The organism is Polaromonas sp. AET17H-212 (genome assembly GCF_002379085.1).
GTDB lineage: Bacteria > Pseudomonadota > Gammaproteobacteria > Burkholderiales > Burkholderiaceae_C > Polaromonas.
In genome coordinates this window covers 117,422-136,227 of record NZ_NBZW01000004.1, presented here as the reverse complement: position 1 = coordinate 136,227, position 18,806 = coordinate 117,422, and the positions used below count along the sequence as shown (strand labels likewise).

Annotated in this window: 16 protein-coding genes; 7 read left to right on the top strand and 9 right to left on the bottom strand. The window is 65.5% G+C overall.

Annotated elements, in window-relative coordinates:
• Positions 1-2: 2 nt before the first annotated feature.
• From B7G53_RS05945 to B7G53_RS05920, 6 genes are all read right to left on the bottom strand, one after another.
• Positions 3-1,091 carry a PA0069 family radical SAM protein gene (locus B7G53_RS05945; protein ID WP_096664982.1) on the bottom strand — a complete coding sequence of 363 codons (1,089 nt, stop codon included), beginning with the start codon at positions 1,089-1,091 and terminating at the stop codon, positions 3-5.
• 159 nt (positions 1,092-1,250) lie between these two features.
• Complete coding sequence (locus B7G53_RS05940) at positions 1,251-2,345, bottom strand: acyltransferase family protein (RefSeq protein ID WP_096664979.1); 1,095 nt, start codon at positions 2,343-2,345, stop codon at positions 1,251-1,253.
• A 12-nt stretch (positions 2,346-2,357) separates the two neighbouring features.
• Positions 2,358-3,320, bottom strand: a complete 963-nt coding sequence (locus B7G53_RS05935; protein WP_096664976.1) for an NAD(P)H-dependent flavin oxidoreductase — start codon at positions 3,318-3,320, stop codon at positions 2,358-2,360.
• Positions 3,321-3,425: 105 nt separating this feature from the next.
• On the bottom strand, positions 3,426-5,216 hold the full coding sequence (locus tag B7G53_RS05930; protein WP_096664972.1) for an acyl-CoA dehydrogenase: 1,791 nt from the start codon (positions 5,214-5,216) through the stop codon (positions 3,426-3,428).
• 93 nt (positions 5,217-5,309) lie between these two features.
• Positions 5,310-6,242: an electron transfer flavoprotein subunit alpha/FixB family protein gene (locus B7G53_RS05925; protein WP_096664969.1), complete on the bottom strand. Its 933-nt coding sequence runs from the start codon at positions 6,240-6,242 to the stop codon at positions 5,310-5,312.
• A 9-nt stretch (positions 6,243-6,251) separates the two neighbouring features.
• The gene (locus B7G53_RS05920; RefSeq protein WP_096664966.1) at positions 6,252-7,001 is read right to left on the bottom strand and encodes an electron transfer flavoprotein subunit beta/FixA family protein; all 750 of its coding nucleotides are present in this window, start codon (positions 6,999-7,001) and stop codon (positions 6,252-6,254) included.
• Between the two features lie 377 nt (positions 7,002-7,378).
• Between B7G53_RS05920 and B7G53_RS05915 the strand changes: the two genes are divergently transcribed.
• The 3 genes from B7G53_RS05915 to B7G53_RS05905 all read left to right on the top strand — a co-directional run bounded on the left by B7G53_RS05915 (position 7,379) and on the right by B7G53_RS05905 (position 10,245).
• On the top strand, positions 7,379-8,389 hold the full coding sequence (locus tag B7G53_RS05915; RefSeq protein ID WP_096664963.1) for a TRAP transporter substrate-binding protein: 1,011 nt from the start codon (positions 7,379-7,381) through the stop codon (positions 8,387-8,389).
• Positions 8,390-8,470: 81 nt separating this feature from the next.
• Positions 8,471-8,956 carry a TRAP transporter small permease gene (locus B7G53_RS05910; RefSeq protein WP_255249918.1) on the top strand — a complete coding sequence of 162 codons (486 nt, stop codon included), beginning with the start codon at positions 8,471-8,473 and terminating at the stop codon, positions 8,954-8,956.
• A complete protein-coding gene (locus tag B7G53_RS05905; RefSeq protein WP_096664960.1) occupies positions 8,953-10,245 on the top strand; it encodes a TRAP transporter large permease in 1,293 nt (430 codons plus the stop codon). The genes B7G53_RS05910 and B7G53_RS05905 overlap by 4 nt, the downstream gene beginning before the upstream one ends.
• Positions 10,246-10,287: 42 nt before the next feature.
• On the opposite strand, the gene B7G53_RS05900 is transcribed toward B7G53_RS05905, so the two are convergent.
• Genes B7G53_RS05900 through B7G53_RS05890 form a run of 3 tightly spaced genes read right to left on the bottom strand, consistent with a single transcriptional unit; the run spans position 10,288 to position 13,370 of the window.
• Positions 10,288-11,601, bottom strand: coding sequence for a mechanosensitive ion channel family protein (locus B7G53_RS05900; RefSeq protein ID WP_096664957.1), 1,314 nt, complete (start codon positions 11,599-11,601; stop codon positions 10,288-10,290).
• Positions 11,586-12,374: an enoyl-CoA hydratase gene (locus B7G53_RS05895; RefSeq protein ID WP_096664953.1), complete on the bottom strand. Its 789-nt coding sequence runs from the start codon at positions 12,372-12,374 to the stop codon at positions 11,586-11,588. Before B7G53_RS05895 ends, B7G53_RS05900 begins: the two co-directional genes overlap by 16 nt.
• Before the next feature lie 42 nt (positions 12,375-12,416).
• Positions 12,417-13,370: a histone deacetylase family protein gene (locus B7G53_RS05890; RefSeq protein ID WP_096664950.1), complete on the bottom strand. Its 954-nt coding sequence runs from the start codon at positions 13,368-13,370 to the stop codon at positions 12,417-12,419.
• 29 nt (positions 13,371-13,399) lie between these two features.
• Here B7G53_RS05890 and B7G53_RS05885 point away from each other — a divergent pair, with 29 nt between their 5' ends.
• The 4 genes from B7G53_RS05885 to mltB all read left to right on the top strand — a co-directional run bounded on the left by B7G53_RS05885 (position 13,400) and on the right by mltB (position 18,790).
• A complete protein-coding gene (locus B7G53_RS05885; RefSeq protein WP_096664946.1) occupies positions 13,400-14,320 on the top strand; it encodes an AAA family ATPase in 921 nt (306 codons plus the stop codon).
• Between the two features lie 82 nt (positions 14,321-14,402).
• Positions 14,403-15,404, top strand: coding sequence for a DUF58 domain-containing protein (locus B7G53_RS05880; RefSeq protein ID WP_096664943.1), 1,002 nt, complete (start codon positions 14,403-14,405; stop codon positions 15,402-15,404).
• Between the two features lie 160 nt (positions 15,405-15,564).
• A complete protein-coding gene (locus B7G53_RS05875; protein WP_096664940.1) occupies positions 15,565-17,574 on the top strand; it encodes a transglutaminase family protein in 2,010 nt (669 codons plus the stop codon).
• 97 nt (positions 17,575-17,671) lie between these two features.
• The gene (mltB, locus tag B7G53_RS05870) at positions 17,672-18,790 is read left to right on the top strand and encodes a lytic murein transglycosylase B (RefSeq protein ID WP_096665133.1); all 1,119 of its coding nucleotides are present in this window, start codon (positions 17,672-17,674) and stop codon (positions 18,788-18,790) included.
• Positions 18,791-18,806 lie beyond the last annotated feature (16 nt).

Genomic DNA, 18,806 nt, shown 5'->3' with positions numbered 1-18,806 from the left:
GTTTAGAAAAGGCTGCCCTGCGCGGAGGGCCGCACCGGCGGCCTGAACTGGCTGAAGTCCAGTTCGGTGCGCTGGCGGTTCAGGCCCAGCCGGTGGCAGGTTTTTTCAAAACGCTGCTTGATCAGGTCGGCCCACAGGCCGCTGCCTTTCATGCGCGAGGCAAAGTCGCTGTCATAGTCCTTGCCGCCGCGCATCTCCTGGATGCGCGCCATGATGCGGTCCGCGCGCTGCGGGTAATGCAGCGCCAGCCACTGTTTGAACAGCGGCGCCACTTCCCAGGGCAGGCGGACCACGGTGTAAAACGCCGTGCGTGCGCCGGCCTCAAAGGCGGCCTGCAGCACCTGTTCCATGTCGTCGTTCACAAACGGGATTTGCGGCGCCACACTCACACCCACGGGAACACCGGCGTCGGCCAGCGCCCGGATGGTGCGCAGGCGCCGGTGCGGCGCGGCCGCCCGCGGCTCCAGCTTGCGCGCGAGTTCACCGTCCAGCGTGGTGATGGTCACGTAGACCGCCGCCAGATGGCCGGCCGCCATCGGCGCCAGCAGGTCCAGGTCGCGCTCGACGCCGCTGGACTTGGTGACCAGCGCCAGCGGGTGCCGCACCTCCTGCATCAGTTCGATCAGGCCGCGCGTCAGGCGCAGCTCACGCTCGACCGGCTGGTAACAATCGGTGGCCGAGCCGATGTTGATCAGCTTGGGCACGTAGCTGCGTTTGCCCAGGTCGGCGCGCAGCATGGCGGCGATGTTGCGCTTGGCGATGATTCTGGTTTCAAAGTCCAGGCCCGGCGAGAGGTTGAGGTAGCTGTGCGTCGGCCGCGCGTAACAGTAGATGCAGCCGTGTTCGCAGCCGCGGTAGGGATTGACCGAATAGTCGAAGTAGATGTCGGGCGAATCATTGCGGCAGATCGCGCTGCGCGCGTCCTCGAACACCACCTCGGTCGGGATGGCCGCCTGGTCCGCGGCGGACTCTTCCAGCGTGCCCCAGCCGTCGTCATAAGCGGCCCGCGTGTCCTTCTCGAACCGGTGGGCCAGGCGCGTGGCCGTGCCGCGGCCCTTGATGGCGTGCAGGGGAATGGTGACTTCGGTCATGGGGTACGCACAGAAATATACTGTACAAACGAACAGTATAGCCACTCCGCCACCGCCCTGCCGCTCGCCAATCGCCGCCGCCTGAAGCGCTATTTATTCAATAGCAGCCTGCGCCCGTTCTTCCTTGGCTGGAATCACTTTTCATCAATAAAACGGGTTTCAGGGGACGCTGACGCCCGACCCGGGCGACACCCGCGCCGGCCGGCGCCGCGACTCCACGCCCAGGTACAGCGCCTGGCCCGCCAGCAGCGACAGGCCGAAGGCCGCCAGCATACCCAGCGCATTGGCCACCAGCTGCGTGGGCCAGAACTGGCTGACCACGGCATTGACCCCCAGGAGCACGGCAAAGTGGATCAGGAACACCGAGTAGGACATCTGGCCGAGCTGCAGCAGCCACGGCGCCTGCAGCCAGCGCACCGGCCGGCTGCGCTGCAGCGCCACCAGGCTCAGGGCCACCACCAGCGCCACCAGCAGTCGACCGCGGAAGTCGAGCGCCAGCGCCAGCACGCCCAGCACCGCGATGGCCAGCAGCCAGCGCGCCGGCCGCGGGCTGTGCGATGCCCACCAGGCCAGCATGCCCAGGGCGTAAGCGCCAAAAAAATAGAGCCCCGTCATGTCCAGTGCCGCGTGCCGGTTGAACACCCCCAGCGATGCGGCCGCCAGCCCCAGCACCGCCCAGACCCCGGCCTGCGCCGGCAGGCCGGGCCAGCGCCTGTGCGCGTGGCTGGTGAGCGTGAACAGCAGCACCGTCATCACGAACAGCTGGAAATCAATCGCCACGTACCAGATGCCGGCCGACAGGGCCTCCTGCCCCACGATGTCCTGCAGCAGGAACACATGGGCCAGCACCTGCCAGACGGTGGGCATGTCGGGCACCGAAGGATGCGGCAGCCAAGGCCGCACCAGCGCCGCGACCAGCGTGGTGACCAGCAGGGCCACGAAGAGGGGCAGCGCCAGCCGCTGGTAGCGGCGCAGGATCAGGCGGCCGGGCTGCCGGAACACGGCCACCCCCTCTGGCGCCAGCACGCTGGCGGCCAGAAAACCTCCCACCACCAGAAACACCTGCACCGCCATGCGGGCGTAGTCGTAAAGCCAGTTCATCAGCCCCGGCGCCGCCGTGTGGACCACGTCGCTCATGGGGCCGTAAAACGCCAGGTGGTGCCAGACGATCAGCACGCAGCCCAGCGCCTTCAGGGCATCAACACCGGGCAGGCGCTGCGCGGATGGCGTCAGGACAGCGACCGGCGTCTTCATGCGGCAGAAAACCTAAACGCAAACCCTTTGACGCGCTTCCTGGTATTCGCGCTTGACCTGCGCGACATAGTCGGCGGTGCTCTGCACTTTGGTAACCGCGCCAATCCCCTGCCCGCAGCCCCAGATGTCTTTCCAGGCCTTGGACTTGCTGCCCTCGCCGCTTGCAAAGTTCATGGTCTTCAGGTCGCCGTCGGGCAGGTTGTCGGGGTCCATGCCCGCGGCAACAATGGAAGGCCGAAGGTAATTGCCATGCACACCGGTGAACAGGCTGGAATAAACGATGTCATCGCTGTTACTGTCCACGATGGACTGCTTGTAGGCATCCGAGGCGCGCGCCTCTTCGGTGGCGATGAAGGCCGAGCCGATGTAGGCGAAGTCGGCACCCATGGCCTGCGCGGCCAGCACGGCGCCACCGGTGGAGATGGCGCCCGACAGCGCCAGCGGGCCGTCAAACCACTGGCGGATTTCCTGGATCAGCGCAAACGGGCTCTTGACGCCTGCATGTCCGCCCGCGCCGGCCGCGACGGCGACCAGGCCGTCGGCGCCCTTTTCAATCGCCTTCCGCGCAAACCTGTTGTTGATGATGTCGTGCAGCACCACACCACCGTAGCTGTGCGCCGCGGCATTGATGTCTTCGCGCGCGCCCAGCGAGGTGATGTAAATGGGCACCTTGTATTTCACGCACATCTCCATGTCGTGCTCGAGGCGTTCGTTGGACTTGTGCACGATCTGGTTGATCGCAAACGGCGCGGCCGGCTTGTCGGGATGAGCCTGGTTGTAGGCCGCCAGCGTCTCGGTGATCTCGGCCAGCCACTCGTCGAGCTGCGATGCAGGGCGGGCATTCAAGGCAGGCATGGCGCCCACGACCCCGGCGATGCACTGGGCAATCACCAGCTTGGGGTTGCTGATGATGAACAGCGGCGAGCCGATGATGGGCAGCGGCAGCGCGTTCAGCGGGGCGGGAAGTCTGGACATGGTGTCTCCGGGGATGGTTCTTGTCGGATTTTGAGCGAAAAATGAGCCTGGCCCTTGTCAATCGGGCGACAACAGCTATCAAATCAATAGCTAATCAGTGGCGGCCTAAAAAGCCTCCAGCGCCAGCGCGGTCACGCTGTCGGCCCCTTCGACAATGCTGTCGCGCATGCCGGGCGCCTTGCTCAGCAGATGGTCGGCGTAGAACACCGCCGTGGTGATCTTGGCCTGCATGAAGGCGGCGTCTTCACCGCGGGCAAGATGCTCTTCGGCCACCAGCAGCGAACGCGCCATCTGCCAGCCGGCGACCACGTTGCCGGCCAGCATCAGGTAAGGCACGCTGCCGGCAAACACGGCATTCGGCGAGGTCTTGGTGTTGCCGGCGACAAAGTTCACCACATCGACAAAGGCTTCGCGTGCGGCCTTGAGGCGCCTGGCCACGGTCTTCGCCGCGGCGCCGCCCTGCTTGAGCAACTGCGCCTCGGTGGTTTCGATCTGCGCCGCAATCCCCTTGGCCGTCTGGCCGCCATCACGCGCGGTCTTGCGGCCGACCAGGTCGTTGGCCTGGATGGCGGTTGTGCCTTCGTAAATCGTCAGGATCCTGGCGTCGCGGTAATACTGCGCCGCGCCGGTTTCCTCGATGAAGCCCATGCCGCCGTGCACCTGCACGCCCAGCGAGGTGACTTCCAGGCTCATCTCGGTGCTGTAGCCCTTGACCAGCGGCACCATGTATTCGTAGAAGGCCTGGTTCTGCTTGCGCACGTCGGCGTCCGGGTGGTGGTGCGAGGCGTCGTACGCCGCCGCCGCCACCGAGGCCATGGCACGGCAACCTTCGATGTAGGCGCGCATGGTCATCAGCATGCGCTTGACGTCGGGGTGGTGGATGATGGGCGCGCTGGCGTTGATCGAGCCATCGACCGGGCGGCTCTGCACACGGTCTTTCGCGAAGCTCACGGCCTTCTGGTAGGCGCGCTCGGCAATCGCGATGCCCTGCATGCCGACGGCGTAACGCGCCGAGTTCATCATGATGAACATGTACTCGAGGCCGCGGTTTTCCTGGCCGACGAGGTAGCCGACGGCGCCGCCGTGGTCGCCGTACTGCAGCACGGCCGTCGGGCTGGCCTTGATGCCGAGTTTGTGTTCGATGCTCACGCAGTGCACGTCGTTGCGCGCGCCCAGCGTGCCGTCCTGGCCGACCAGGAACTTGGGCACGACAAACAGGCTGATGCCCTTGACACCTTCGGGCGCGCCGGTCACACGGGCCAGCACGAGGTGGACGATGTTCTCGGCCATGTCGTGTTCACCGTAAGTGATGAAAATCTTGGTGCCGAACACCTTGTAAGTGCCGTCGGGCTGCGGCTCGGCACGGCTGCGCACCATGGCCAGGTCCGAGCCGGCCTGCGGCTCGGTCAGGTTCATGGTGCCGGTCCACTTGCCGCTGACCAGCTTTTCCAGGTAGACCGCCTTGAGTTCGTCCGAGCCGGCCGTCAGCAGCGCCTCGATCGCGCCGTCGCTGAGCAGCGGGCACAGCGCAAAACTCATGTTGGCGGAGTTGAGCATCTCGCCGCAGGCTGCGCCTATGGTTTTCGGCAAACCCTGTCCGCCAAAATCCACAGGATGCTGCAAGCCCTGCCAGCCACCCTCGGCGTATTGCTTGTAGGCTTCCTTGAAGCCAGGTGTCGTTGTGACGACGCCGTCTTTCCAGCTCGACGGGTTCTTGTCGCCCTCCCAGTTCAGCGGAGACAACACGCCTTCATTGAACTTGGCGCATTCCTCGAGCACGGCCTGCGCGGTGTCAAAGCCGGCTTCTTCAAAGCCGGGGATCTGCGCCACCGCGTCGATGTTGGCCAGGTGTTTGATGTCAAACAGCATGTCCTTGAGGGGGGCCTTGTAGCTCATGTCGTGTCTCCAGTGTCCAGAAGTCAATCCATCGGCCGGTGATCCGGCGCAAAAAAAGGGCACCGCCAGCGATGCCCTGTTCATCCCACCCGATTACAGGGCGGCGACCAGTTCGGGGACTGCCGTGAAGAGGTCGGCCTCCAGCCCGTAGTCGGCCACGCTGAAAATCGGCGCCTCCGGGTCCTTGTTGATCGCCACGATGACCTTGCTGTCCTTCATGCCGGCCAGATGCTGGATCGCGCCGCTGATGCCGGCGGCAATGTAGAGCTGGGGTGCGACGATCTTGCCGGTCTGGCCAACCTGCCAGTCGTTGGGTGCATAACCGGCATCAACGGCAGCACGCGAGGCGCCAAGCGCGGCACCGAGCTTGTCGGCCAGCGGCGTCATGACCTCGTTGAATTTTTCGGCGCTGCCCAGGGCGCGGCCGCCGCTGACGATGATCTTGGCCGCCGTCAGTTCGGGGCGGTCGCTCTTGGCGATTTCGCTGCCGACAAAGACCGACTTGCCGCTGTCGGCCACGCCGGTCACGACGTCCACAGCGGCAGAGCCGCCGCTGGCCGCCGCCGCATCAAAACCCGTGGTGCGCACGGTGATGACCTTGGTGGCGTCCGAGCTCTGCACGATGGCAATCGCATTACCGGCGTAGATCGGGCGCTCGAAGGTATCGACCGCATCGACCTTGGTGATGTCGGAGATCTGGCCCACGTCCAGCAAGGCGGCCACACGCGGCGCAATGTTCTTGCCCGAGGCGGTGGCGGGGAACAGGATGTGCGAGTAGCTGCCGGCCAGCGCGATGACCTGGGCAGCCATGTTCTCGGCCAGGCCGTGTTCGAAGTGGGCGCCGTCCACGTGGATGACCTTGGCCACGCCGGTGATAGTGGAGGCGGCCTGGGCGGCGGCACCGGCATTCAGGCCGGCCACCAGCACATGCACCTCGCCGCCGCACTGGGCGGCTGCGGTGACGGTGTTGAGGGTGGCGGGACGGATGCTGGCGTTGTCGTGTTCTGCGATGACGAGTGCGGTCATGTCAATTCCTTAGATTACTTTGGCTTCGTTGCGGAGCTTGTCCACCAGCGTGGCGACGTCGGGCACCTTGATGCCGGCGCTGCGCTTGGGCGGCTCGCTGACCTTGAGCGTCTTGATGCGCGGCTTGACATCAACACCGAGCTCTTCGGGCTTGATGTTGTCGAGCTGCTTTTTCTTGGCCTTCATGATGTTGGGCAAGGTCACGTAACGCGGCTCGTTCAGGCGCAGGTCGGTCGTGATGATGGCCGGCAGGGTCAGGCTCAGGGTCTCCATGCCGCCGTCGACTTCGCGCATGACCACGGCCTTGCCGTCGGCGACATCGACCTTGGAGGCAAACGTTGCCTGCGGCCAGCCCAGCAGCGCGGCCAGCATCTGGCCGGTCTGGTTGCAGTCGTCGTCAATCGCCTGCTTGCCCAGGATCACCAGTTGCGGCTGCTCCTTGTCCACCAGGGCCTTGAGCAGCTTGGCCACAGCCAGCGGCTGCAGCTCTTCGGCGGTTTCCACCAGGATGGCCCGGTCGGCGCCAATCGCCATGGCCGTGCGCAGGGTTTCCTGGCATTGCGCCACGCCGCAGCTGACAGCGATCACTTCGGTCACCACGCCCTTTTCCTTCAGGCGCGTGGCTTCTTCGACGGCAATCTCGTCAAACGGGTTCATGCTCATCTTGACGTTGGCGATATCGACGCCGGTGCCATCGGATTTGACGCGGACTTTGACGTTGTAATCCACAACGCGTTTGACGGGTACCAAGACCTTCATGCAGGACTCCAGAGTTGATTGAATTGACGTGTACGTAAAGCACTTGATTCTATGCTGCGGCTGCCGGCCTTCCTGAACCCCAGGCTTTGGGAATGGACTTGCACCGGCAGGAGAAAACAAAAAAGAACGATCGTTCTATTTCATTATAAAGACCGCTTGCGCCCGAATTAGAGCCGCCGCCCCAAAGCACTGTTGCCCAGGCGACATTTGCGCGCCAAATTAACAGACCGTTGGGTCGGTTAATTGGGGTAAGCATGGACAGACTGGCGCCCATCGCTGACTTAAAGTGAGCGTTCCGAATGAATCAGGGCAGCACCGCCACTGAGTCAGCCCTCAACAAAGTCATCCGGTCAGCCCCCTGACCGCCCGGAGTGTTTATGAAAATCAAACCGATTGCCGCCGCCCTGCTTACTGTCTGCAGCGGCCTTGCTTCCGCCCAGACCGTGCTGACCGTTTCGAGCTGGCTGCCACCGACCCACACCCTGAGCATGGCCCAGAAGGAATGGTGCGATCTGCTGGAGAAAAACACCACCGGCAAGATGAAGTGCAACATCCTGCCGCGCGGCGTCACCGCAGCGCCCGGCACCATGGATGCCGTCAAGAACGGCCTGGCCGACGTGTCCTACACCGTGCACGGCTACACCCCGGGCCGCTTCCTCTACACCCAGATGGCCGAGTTCCCCTTCCTGGGCAACACCTCGGAGCCGATTTCCGTGGCTTTCAACAAGGTGGCCATGAAAAATCCGCAGTTCCAGGCGGAACACCAGGGCGTGAAAGTCCTGTCCTTCTTCACCCACGGCCCCGGGATTGTGTTCAACACCAAACGGCCCGTGACCAACGTGGCCGAGCTGGGCGGCCTGAAGTGGCGCGTCGGCGGCGGCATGGTCAACGAGATCGCAAAAACGCTGGGCATGAACGTGACGCTCAAGCCCGCGCCCGACTCGTACGAGCTGCTCTCCGGCGGTGTCATGGACGGCACGCTGTTCCCGGCCGAGTCCACCGAGTCGTTCAAGATCGACAAGCTGATCAAACACGCCACCACCTTTCCCGGTGGGCTGTACAACACCAGCTTTGTCTTCATGATGAACCAGGCCAAATATGACAAGCTGTCGGCCGACGAGAAAAAAGCGGTTGACGCCATTTCCGGCGAAGTGGCTGCGCGTATTTACGGCCGCGGCTGGGACCGCGTGGATCGCCGCGCCATGGGTCTGATGCAGGCCAACAACGTGCAGGTCGTCAAGGCCGATGCGGCCTTTGTCGCCGACGTCAAGGCCAAGACCGCTCCGCTGGAAAAGAAGTGGATCAAGGACGCCGAAGCCAAGGGCCTGAAAGACGCGGCCAAGGTGCTGGCTGAGTTCCGCGCTGAAATCGCCCGCCAGGAAAAATAAGCGACTGACGTCCGAACGCCAGCCCCGGCGCGGCCTCGACAATGAGGGCCGCGCTTTTTTTCATGGATTGAGGCACATAGATTGAACAAGCTCATCGAGAGGGTCTGCGGCCTGCTGGCCGCAGCTGCCCTGTTCGCCATCATGGCGCTGACTTTTTTTGACGTGGGCGGCCGCAAGCTGCTCTCCAACTCCATCCCCGGCTCCCTGGAGCTCACCGAGCTGCTGATGGTGGTGGTGATTTTTGCGGCCCTGCCGCTGGTCTCGCTGCGCGGCGAACATGTGGTGTTCGACTCGCTGGACCACTACCTGCCCGAGGCTGTGCGCAAGGTGCAACGCGCCCTGATGCAGCTGGTCTGCGGGGTTGTGTTGCTGGCCCTGGGCTGGCTGATGTGGCAAACCGGCGGCCAGTACCTGGAAACCGGCGAGACCACCGCCCAGCTGAAAATCCTCAAGGCACCGTTTATCTACGGCATGGCCTTGCTGTGCGCCGTGGCCGGCGTGATCCACCTGGGCATGGCGTTCCGCCCCGCCGCCGATACCGACACGGGTGAAGGAGTCACGCTGTGACCGAAGCCCTGCTTGGTTTTGGAGCCATTTTCGTGCTGGCGCTGCTGCGCCTGCCGCTGGCTTTTGCGATGGGACTGGTCGGCATCGTCGGCATGGGCCTGACACGCGGCTGGCACCCGGCGCTTGCCAGCACGGCCCAGGTCGTCCATGAAACCGGTTTTGCCTACACGCTGTCGGTGATTCCGCTGTTCATCCTGATGGGAAATTTTGTCGCACGGGCCGGGCTGGCCCATGAACTATTTCATGCCGCCTACGCCTTCATCGGCCACCTGCGCGGCGGCCTGGCGCACGCCACCATCGCGGCCTGCGCCGGCTTTGGTGCGATCTGCGGCTCGTCGATTGCAACCGCCGCCACCATGAGCAAGGTCGCCTACCCGTCGATGAAACGGCTGGGCTACAGCGACTCGCTCTCGACCGGCGTGATTGCCGCGGGCGGCACGCTGGGCATCATGATTCCGCCCTCGACCATCATGGTCATTTACGGCATCGTGACCGAAACCAACATCGGCAAGCTGTTTGCAGCCGGCGTGATTCCCGGCATCCTGATCGCCCTGCTGCTGATGGTGGCCGTGGTGTTCATGACCTTCATGGACCCGGAGCATGCGCCGGCCGGCGAGAAGTCGAGCTGGTCCGAGCGCTGGAAGGCCTTGCGCGGCATCTGGGGCGTGTTGCTGCTGGTGGTGCTGGTGCTGGGCGGCATTTACGGCGGCGTGTTCACCGCCACCGAGGGCGCGGGCATCGGTGCGGCGGGCGCCTTCCTGTTTGCACTGGCGCGGCGCCGGCTGACGGTGAAAGCCACGTTCGAGGTGCTGGTCGAATCGGCGCGCACCACGGCCATGCTGTTCACCCTGCTGATCGCGGCAACCATTTTTGCCAACTTCGTGAACTTCACCTCCATGCCGAACGACCTCAAGGAGTGGATCACCCACCTGGGGCTGTCGCCGGTGATGATCGTCGCCGCGATGATGATGATCTACGTGCTGCTGGGCACCGTGATGGAAGAGCTCACCATGGTGCTGCTGACCATTCCGCTGTTTTTCCCGATTGTGGTGTCCCTGGGGTTCGACCCGGTCTGGTTCGGCGTGCTGATCGTGATGGTGATCCAGATCGGCCTGATCTCGCCGCCCGTGGGCATGAACCTGTTTGTGCTCAACACCCTGCTGCCCAAGGTCGGCCTGGGTAACATCTTCCGCGGCGTCTGGCCTTTTGTGGTGATGCAGGTGGTGGCGCTGGGCATCCTGCTGGCCTTCCCCGGGCTCAGCCTCTGGCTGCCGTCCTTCATGAAGTAAGGGAAGCGTCGCGCCGGAACGGGCGCGGCGGCACGGGCGACCTCAGGCGGGCTTGACGTCTTCCGCCGGCAGGGGCCGCGTGTGAATCACCCGTTGCGGGTAAGGAATCTGGATGTGGTGCTCGCGCAGGGACTGCAGGATGGCGAGGTTGATGCGCGAGCGCAGGTTCTGCTGGCCGTTCTCGGGGTCCGTCATCCAGTAGTTGAGCGTGAACTCCAGGCCGTCGGCCCCGAAATTGGTGAGATTGACACCCGGCCCGGGATCGCGCAGCACGCGGTCCTGCGCGAGCGCCGCCTCGGTCAGCAAACGCATCACCAGCTCCACGTCGCTGTCGTAGCTCACCGACACCACGGTGGCCTGCAACACGCGCGAATCGGCCAGGGAGAGGTTTTCAATGCGGTTGCTGATGAACATCTCGTTGGGCACGATGGACTCGCGGCCACCCAGCGAGCGCACCACCGTGTAACGCGCGTTGATGTCGGTGATGCGGCCCTCGAAGTTGTCGACACGCACGTTGTCGCCGATGCGCACGCTGCGTTCGGCCAGCATCACAAAGCCGCTGACGTAGTTGGCGGCCAGCTTCTGCAGGCCGAAACCTATGCCCACGCCGATCGCCCCGCCCAGCACCGACAGGGCCGTCAGGTCGATGCCCACCGCCGACAGCGCCATCAGCAGGCCGACAAACATCAGCACCGCGCGGGTGGCGTTGCTGACGGCCTTGCGCAGCGACAGCTCGTTGCCGGTGGCCGAACGCAGCAGGCGTGTTTCAATCGCCGCGGAGATCCACAGCGCGATCAGCAGCACCACCCCGGCCGTCACTGCGCCCTCGAGCATGGTGCGCACCGACAAGGTCGAGTTGCCGACTTTCCACTTGATGTTGTCCAGCTCTTCGAGAATCAAGGGGAGCAAACCGCTGACCCAGAGCACCATCGCCAGCCAGGCCAGCCACGAAATGGTGCGCTCCAGGGCCCGCACAAACGGGGCTTCCTTGAAGGCGACCTGCAGCACCTTGACGCCCAGCCGAATCACCGCCAGCGCCAGCAGCACTGGCACCGCCACCTTGAACACGGCCAAAGGGAACAGCCGCGCCAGCAGGGTCTGGGCGGCGTAGGCAAACGTCAGCAGCAGCAGCGGAAACAGCACGCCGTCAATCACGCGCCGGCCAAACAGGATGGAGTTGCCGTCGGCCACCAGGTGCGCGCGGCTGGCAACCCGCACCAGCAGCCAGGCCAGCAGCACACAGGCGACCAGTGCCGCCAGCTCGGTCAACGCCGTGGGCTGGGCCAGGGCCGCAAACCATTCATCGAGCGTATCGATCCGGGCTGACGCCGCCCGGGAGCTCACAGGGCCGGCCATTGGGGCTTCCTTTTGTCGATGAAGGCCTGCACGCCCTCCTGCGCCACCGGGTGAACCATGTTGCAGGCCATGGTCTGGCCGGCAAGCTGGTAGGCGGCCGCGATGCCGGTTTCGCGCTGCTGGTAGAACAAGGCCTTGCCCATGGCAATCGCCTCGCGCGGTTTCGCCAGGATCGCCTGCAGCATCTGCTCTATTTCGGCATCCAGCGCCTCGGGCGCCACCACGCGGTTGACCAGGCCGCGCACGCGTGCCTCATCGGCACTGATGAAGCCGCCGGTCAGCAGCATTTCCATGGCCTGCTTGGCGGGAATGTTGCGCACCAGCGGCACGCTGGGCGTGGCGCAGAACAGGCCCACGTCAATGCCGTTGACACCAAAACTGGCATGGCTGGCGGCCACCGCCAGGTCGCATTGCGCCACCAGCTGGCAGCCGGCGGCCGTGGCCACCCCCTGCACCCGGGCCAGCACCGGCACCGGCAAGGCCTGGATGGTCAACATCATGCGGGTGCATTGCGCAAACAGCTTCTGGTAGTAGGCCAGGTCGGGCTGCGCGCGCATTTCCTTGAGGTTGTGCCCGGCGCAAAAAGCCTTGCCCTCGGCGGCCAGCACCACGATGCGTGCGGCAGGGTCGGCGCCCACGGCATCCAGCGCGGCCTGCAGGGCGGCCAGCATCTCTTCGCTCAGGGTATTGAAGGCGGCGGGACGGTTCAGCGTCAGCCAGTTCACGCCGCGTTCGTCGCGGGTGTGCAGCACGGGGGCCGGAGAATCATTCATGGCAGGACTCTGGAGGGTGTGAAAAGCGACAGGTCTTCGGTTCTATAAATCGGCAAGCACGCGGATGTGCGCCTCCACGCTGCGAGCGAGCGCGCCCAGGTTGTAGCCGCCTTCGAGCGAGGAGACGATGCGGCCCCTGGCGTAACGCCTGGCCACGTCCTTGATGCGCATGGTGATCCAGGCGTAGTCCTGCTCGGTCAGGCCCATCTGGCCCAGGTCGTCTTCGCGGTGGGCGTCAAAACCGGCGCTGATGAAGATCATTTCCGGCTTGAACGCCTCCAGGCGCGGAATCCACATCATCTCGATCAGCTCGCGGATGTCCATGCCCTTGGTGTAGGCCGGCACCGGCAGGTTCACCATGTTGGCGGCCTGCGTCTCGGCGCCGGTATAGGGGTAATAGGGGTGCTGGAAAAAACTGACCATCAGGATGCGGTCGTCGCCGCGGATGATGTCTTCCGTGCCGTTGCCGTGGTGCACGTCGAAATCGACAATCGCCACGCGTTTGAGGCCGTGCCGCTCCAGCGCGTATTTGGCTGCCACCGCGATGTTGTTGAAAAAACAGAAGCCCATGGCCTTGTCACGGCAGGCATGGTGGCCGGGCGGCCGCACCGCGCAGAAGGCGTTTTCGACCTCGCCCGCCATCACCGCATCGGTGGCGGCCAATGTGGCGCCGGCCGCCCGCAGGGCCGCCGTCCAGGTGTGCACGTTCATCGAGGTGTCGGGGTCGATCTGCGCGTGGGTCGGGCCGCCCGCCAGGATCTCGTCGGCGAGCTGGTCGCTCAGGCCGCGCAGCGAGGCGATCAGCATGCGGCCATGCGCCAGCTCCAGGTCGCTGATGGAGGCCAGCGGCGCTTCACGCCGGTCCAGTGCATCGCCGACGCCGGTGATCAGCAGGCGGTCTTCAATCGCGTCGAGCCGCTCCGGACACTCGGGGTGACCGGCACCCATCTCGTGTTTCCAGCAGTCTTTATGGGTGAAATACGCGGTGCCGTTCATAGGAGAAATTTTGCGGTAAGGTTGATGGCATGAACGCGAAACAAAAAATTCAAACGCTTCTGAATCAGCTTAACACGGTCATTGTGGGCAAGCCGGCCCAGGTGCAGGACTGCGTCGCCTGCCTGCTGGCCGGCGGGCATCTGCTGATCGAAGACGTGCCGGGCGTCGGCAAAACCACGCTGGCGCACGCGCTCTCGCGTTCCTTCGGACTGCAGTTTTCACGGGTGCAGTTCACCGCCGACCTGATGCCCAGCGACCTGACCGGCGTGTCGATCTACGAGCGCCAGAAGGAGAGTTTCGTGTTCCACCCCGGGCCGATTTTTGCCCAGGTGCTGCTGGCCGACGAGATCAACCGCGCCAGCCCGCGCACCCAAAGCGCCCTGCTCGAAGCCATGGAAGAAAAGCAGGTCACCGTCGAGGGCGAAACCCGGCCCCTGCCCGTGCCGTTCTTTGTGATTGCCACCCAGAACCCGCACGACCAGCTCGGCACCTACGCCCTGCCCGAGTCGCAGCTGGACCGTTTTCACATGCGCATCTCGCTGGGCTACCCGGACCGCGCCGCCGAACGCGAACTGCTGGGCGGCGGCGACCGCCGCGACATGGTCGACAAGCTGGCCACCGTGCTCATGCCCCATGACCTGCTGGACCTGCAGCAACAGGTGCAGCAGGTGCATGCGTCCGAGCCCCTGCTCAATTACCTGCAGGACCTGATCGCAGCCACCCGCTCGGGCCGCTGGTTTTTGCAGGGCCTGAGCCCGCGCGCCGGCATCGCCCTGGTCCGCGCCGCACGCGCCCAGGCCTTCCTGAGCGGGCGCGACTACGTGGCGCCGGACGACATCGTGGCCGTGTTGCCGCAAACCGTGGCGCACCGGCTGATCCCGGTCAGCGACGCCGGGCGCGGCGCGGTCGAGCAGGTGCGCGCCATGATCGAGGCCGTGCCTCTGCCATGAGGCGGCCCGGTCATGGCGGGCCTGATCCGCAATCCGTGGCGGCCAGTGGCTGCGGCAGGCCTCCCGGCGGGGCCACCGGTCCATGACCGTCGCCATTCTCAACCCCCTGACGTTTGTGCGTGGCCGTTTCCAGCAGTGGTGGCAAAGCCGCCTGCCGCTGACCGACAGCGTGTTGCTGACCCAGCGCAATGTCTACATCCTGCCGACGCGGCCCGGGCTGATGCTGGCGCTCACGCTGATGGTGCTGCTGGTCGCCTCCATCAACTACCAGCTCAACCTGGGCTACCTGCTGACCTTTCTGCTGGCCGGCAGCGCCCTCACCGGCATGCATGTGTGCCACGGCACGCTGCGCGGCCTTGCCATGAATTTGATAGCACCTCCCGCCCATTTCGCGGGCACTGCAGCCATTTTCGACGTCAAACTCACGAACAGCCGGCGTTCCGTGCGGCACGGCATCGGCATCAGCGTGCTGGCTGCACCCGGCGGGACCGGCCAGCCGCACTGGGCCTGGACCGATGTGCCGGCGCAAAACAGCGCCACGGTGCAGGTCGCCTTCACAGCGCAGCGCCGCGGCCTGCACCGCCTGCCGACGCTGACCGCCGAAACCCGCTTCCCGCTGGGCACCTTCCGCGTCTGGACCGTCTGGCGTCCCGCCGCGCAGATGCTGGTCTACCCGGCGCCGGAGTCACGCCCACCGCCCCTGCCCCCCGGCGAGCCGCGCTCCGGCGGCGCCGACGCCTCGGCCCGCTGGCAAAGCGCCGGCGAGTTCGACGGCATACGCGGTTACCGCCGAGGCGACCCGCTCAAACTCGTCATGTGGAAAAAGGCGGCCAAGGCCGACGACCAGGGCAACGGCCTGGTGGTGCGCGACACCCAACAGGCCCAGCGCCACGAGCTCTGGCTGGATTTCCTGCAGGCCGGCTCGCTTGGCACCGAAGCGCGGCTGTCGCGGCTGTGCGCCTGGGTGCTGCAGGCCGACAGGCTCGGCCTGAATTACGGCCTGCGCTTGCCGGGGCTGGAGATCAAGCCCTCCAGTGGTGAGGCGCACAAACGGCAATGTCTGGAGGCGCTGGCTGTATGTTGACTAGCGCGCATACCCCTGCAAGCTGGGCGCGTCAGCCTTGCGTGGTTGGGGCTGAACTTGTACAAGCTGTCTTCACCTCCTGCGGTGGAGGTGGGCCAACAAGCCGGGGGTTGCCCGGCCAACAGGCGCAGGCACGCCCACGGACGTGCGGGAAAGCCACATGCTAGCCCGCCTCCAAACCCTGCCCCGCGACAGCCGCGACACCCTCTTCCTGCTGGCCGTCATCGCCTGGGTGCTGCTGCCGCAAGTCAACGCGCTGCCCTGGTGGTGCAGCGCGCTGGCGGCCGGCATGCTGCTGTGGCGCGGCCAGCTGGCCTTGGGGAGCAAACCGCTGCCGAACAAATGGTGGCTGCTGGTACTGCTGGCTGTGGCGGTCGGCGCCACATGGCTGACCCACAGGACCTTGCTGGGCCGCGACGCCGGCGTCACGTTGATCGTGATTCTGCTGGCGCTCAAGACGCTGGAGCTGCGTGCCCGGCGCGACGCCTTTGTGGTGTTTTTCCTGGGCTTCTTCACGATGCTCACCAACTTTTTCTACTCCCAGTCGCTGCTGACGGCCTTCAGCATGCTGCTGGGCCTGCTGGGCCTGCTGACGGCCCTGGTCAATGCCCACATGCCGGTCGGCAAACCGCCGCTGCTGCAGGCCGCCAGAACCGCCGGCTGGATGGCGCTGCTCGGCGCGCCGGTGATGGTGCTGCTGTTTGTGCTGTTCCCGCGCCTGGCGCCGCTGTGGGGCGTTCCCTCGGACGCCATGACGGGCCGCAGCGGCCTGAGCGCCACCATGCAGGTCGGCACCATCGCCAGCCTGGCGCTCGACAGCAGCATCGCCATGCGCGTGGCGTTTGAAGGCCGGCCGCCACCCCAGCGCGAGCTGTACTTTCGCGGGCCGGTGCTCTCCGCCTTCGATGGGCGCGAGTGGCGGCCCTCGTCCCGCTCGGGGTTTCCGTCCCGCTACAAGCTGGCCGACAACCTGAGCGTGCAGGGCGCGCCCATTTCCTATCAGGTCACGCTCGAGCCGACCAGCCGGCCCTGGCTGTTCGTGATGGAGGCCGCGGCCGAAAGCCCCCGCCTGCCGGGCTACCAGACCCGCATGAGCAGCGACCTGCAATGGTTGACCGACCGGCCCATCACCGACCTGGTCCGTTACCAGGTGAAAAGCCACCCGGTGTTCAGGCACGGGCCCGACCGGCAGGAAGTGGGCCTGCAGGAGTTTGTCGAACTGCCGCCGGGCTTCAACCCACGTACGCTGGCGCTGGCCGCCGAGATCCGGCGCGACCCGCGTTACGCCCAGGCCGGTGCCCAGGCGCTGGTGCAGGCCGTGCTGGACCGCCTGCGCACCGGCGGCTACACCTACACGCTGGAGCCCGGCGTGTACGGTGCCAACACCGCCGACGAATTCTGGTTCGACCGCAAGCAAGGTTTTTGCGAACACATCGCGTCCGCCTTTGTGGTGCTGATGCGCGCCCTGGACGTGCCGGCCCGCATCGTCACCGGCTACCAGGGCGGCGAGCTCAACGCAGTCGATGGCTTCTGGGCGCTGCGCCAGAGCGACGCCCACGCCTGGGCCGAGGTCTGGCAGGCCGGCCAGGGCTGGGTGCGTGTGGACCCGACCTCGGCCGTGGCGCCCGGTCGCACCGGCGCCTTCCAGCGGCTGGCGGCACCGCAAGGGCTGGTTGGGCAGGCCCTGGGCACCTTCAGCCCGACACTGGCGGCGCAACTGCGCGCCACCTGGGAGGCGGTCAACAACCGCTGGAACCAGTTGATCCTCAACTACACGCAGGGCAAGCAGCTGCAACTGCTCAAGGACATCGGGTTTGAATCCCCAAGCTGGGAAGACCTGGCGTATGTGCTGATCGCCATCGTCGTGGCAGTCAGCCTGGCCGGTGCGGCCTGGACCCTGTGGGACCGCAGCCAGCGCGACCCCTGGCTGCGCCTGCTGGGCCGCGTCCGCAAGCAGCTGGCCAAGGCCGGGCTGGACAGCCACGGCGCCACCTCCCCGCGCCAGCTGGCGCTGCAGGTCCGGCAGCGGTATGGCGACGAGGGCCAGGCGCTGCACGACTGGCTGCTGCAACTCGAAGCGCAGCGTTATGCCGTCACGCCTACCGGCGGCACGGCCACCAGCGTGGCCTTGCTCAAAAAGCAATATGCCGGCCTGCGCTGGCCGGCCTGACTTTTTTTCCCCGCCTGACACAGCAGGGGATGCGCTTGGCGCCATACTGTCAGCCTGCCCTGCCTTCTTTCCGTTTTTCTGGACCCGACCCTTCCGCATGATTGCCCGCCCGTTTTCTCCCCCGGCCCCGCCCCGCGTCCTGGCCGCTCTTCTTTTGATAGCTGTCTGCGCAGGCACAGCAGGCGCCAGCACCGCAAAAGACCTCAAACCCGGGAGGATCAAGGTGCAGCAGGCGGCCGAGCAGGAAACCGCCTACGCCAGCCGCCCCGAAGCCATGCGTTTTGCCGAAGACCTGGCCAGCCGGCGCGACCTCGACGTGGCATGGGTGCGCGACGCCATCGGCCAAGCACGCTTCAGCCCGACCGTTGTGCGGTTGATGCAGCCGCCGGCCAAGACCTTCACCAAGAACTGGCGCACCTACCGCAGCCGCTTCATCGACCCGGTCCGCATCGCCGCCGGCGCCGCCTTCTGGCGGGACAACCAGGCCAGCCTGGCGCGTGCTGAGGCGGAATACGGCGTGCCCGCCGACATCATCGTCGGCATCATCGGGGTGGAGACCATTTACGGCCGCGACACCGGCAAGTTCCGCGTGCTGGACGCCCTGACCACGCTGGCCTTCGACTTTCCGTCCGCCCATCCGCGGGCCCGGGAGCGCAGCGAGTTTTTCAAAAGCGAACTCGAACAGTTCCTCAGCCACCAGAGCCGCCTGGGCAGCGACCCGCTGGCCCCGCGCGGCAGCTATGCCGGCGCCATGGGCATGCCGCAGTTCATGCCCTCGAGCTGGGTCAAGTACGCGGTGGACTTCGACGGCGACGGCAAAGTGGATTTGTGGAACAGCCCCGCCGACGTGATCGGTTCGGTCGCCAGTTATTTCAAGGCCTTCAACTGGCAACCCGGCATGCCCACGCATTACCCCGTGCGTTTTGACACGGCCACGCTGGACATGGACGCCCTGATGGCCCCCGACATCCTGCCGACCTTCAGCGTGCCCAGCTTCAGCGCCAAGGGCGCGGTGCTCGAAGGCGAAGCCCTGAAGCACCCCGGGCCGCTGGCGCTGATCGAGCTGATCAATGGCGACCCCAACAACGGCGGCAGCGCACCGAGTTACGTCGCGGGCACGGAAAATTTTTATGCCATCACGCGCTACAACTGGAGCAGTTATTACGCGATGGCGGTGATCGAGCTGGGGCGGGAAGTGGCGGCGCGGGTGAGGTAGTAGCGCAAACCCAAGT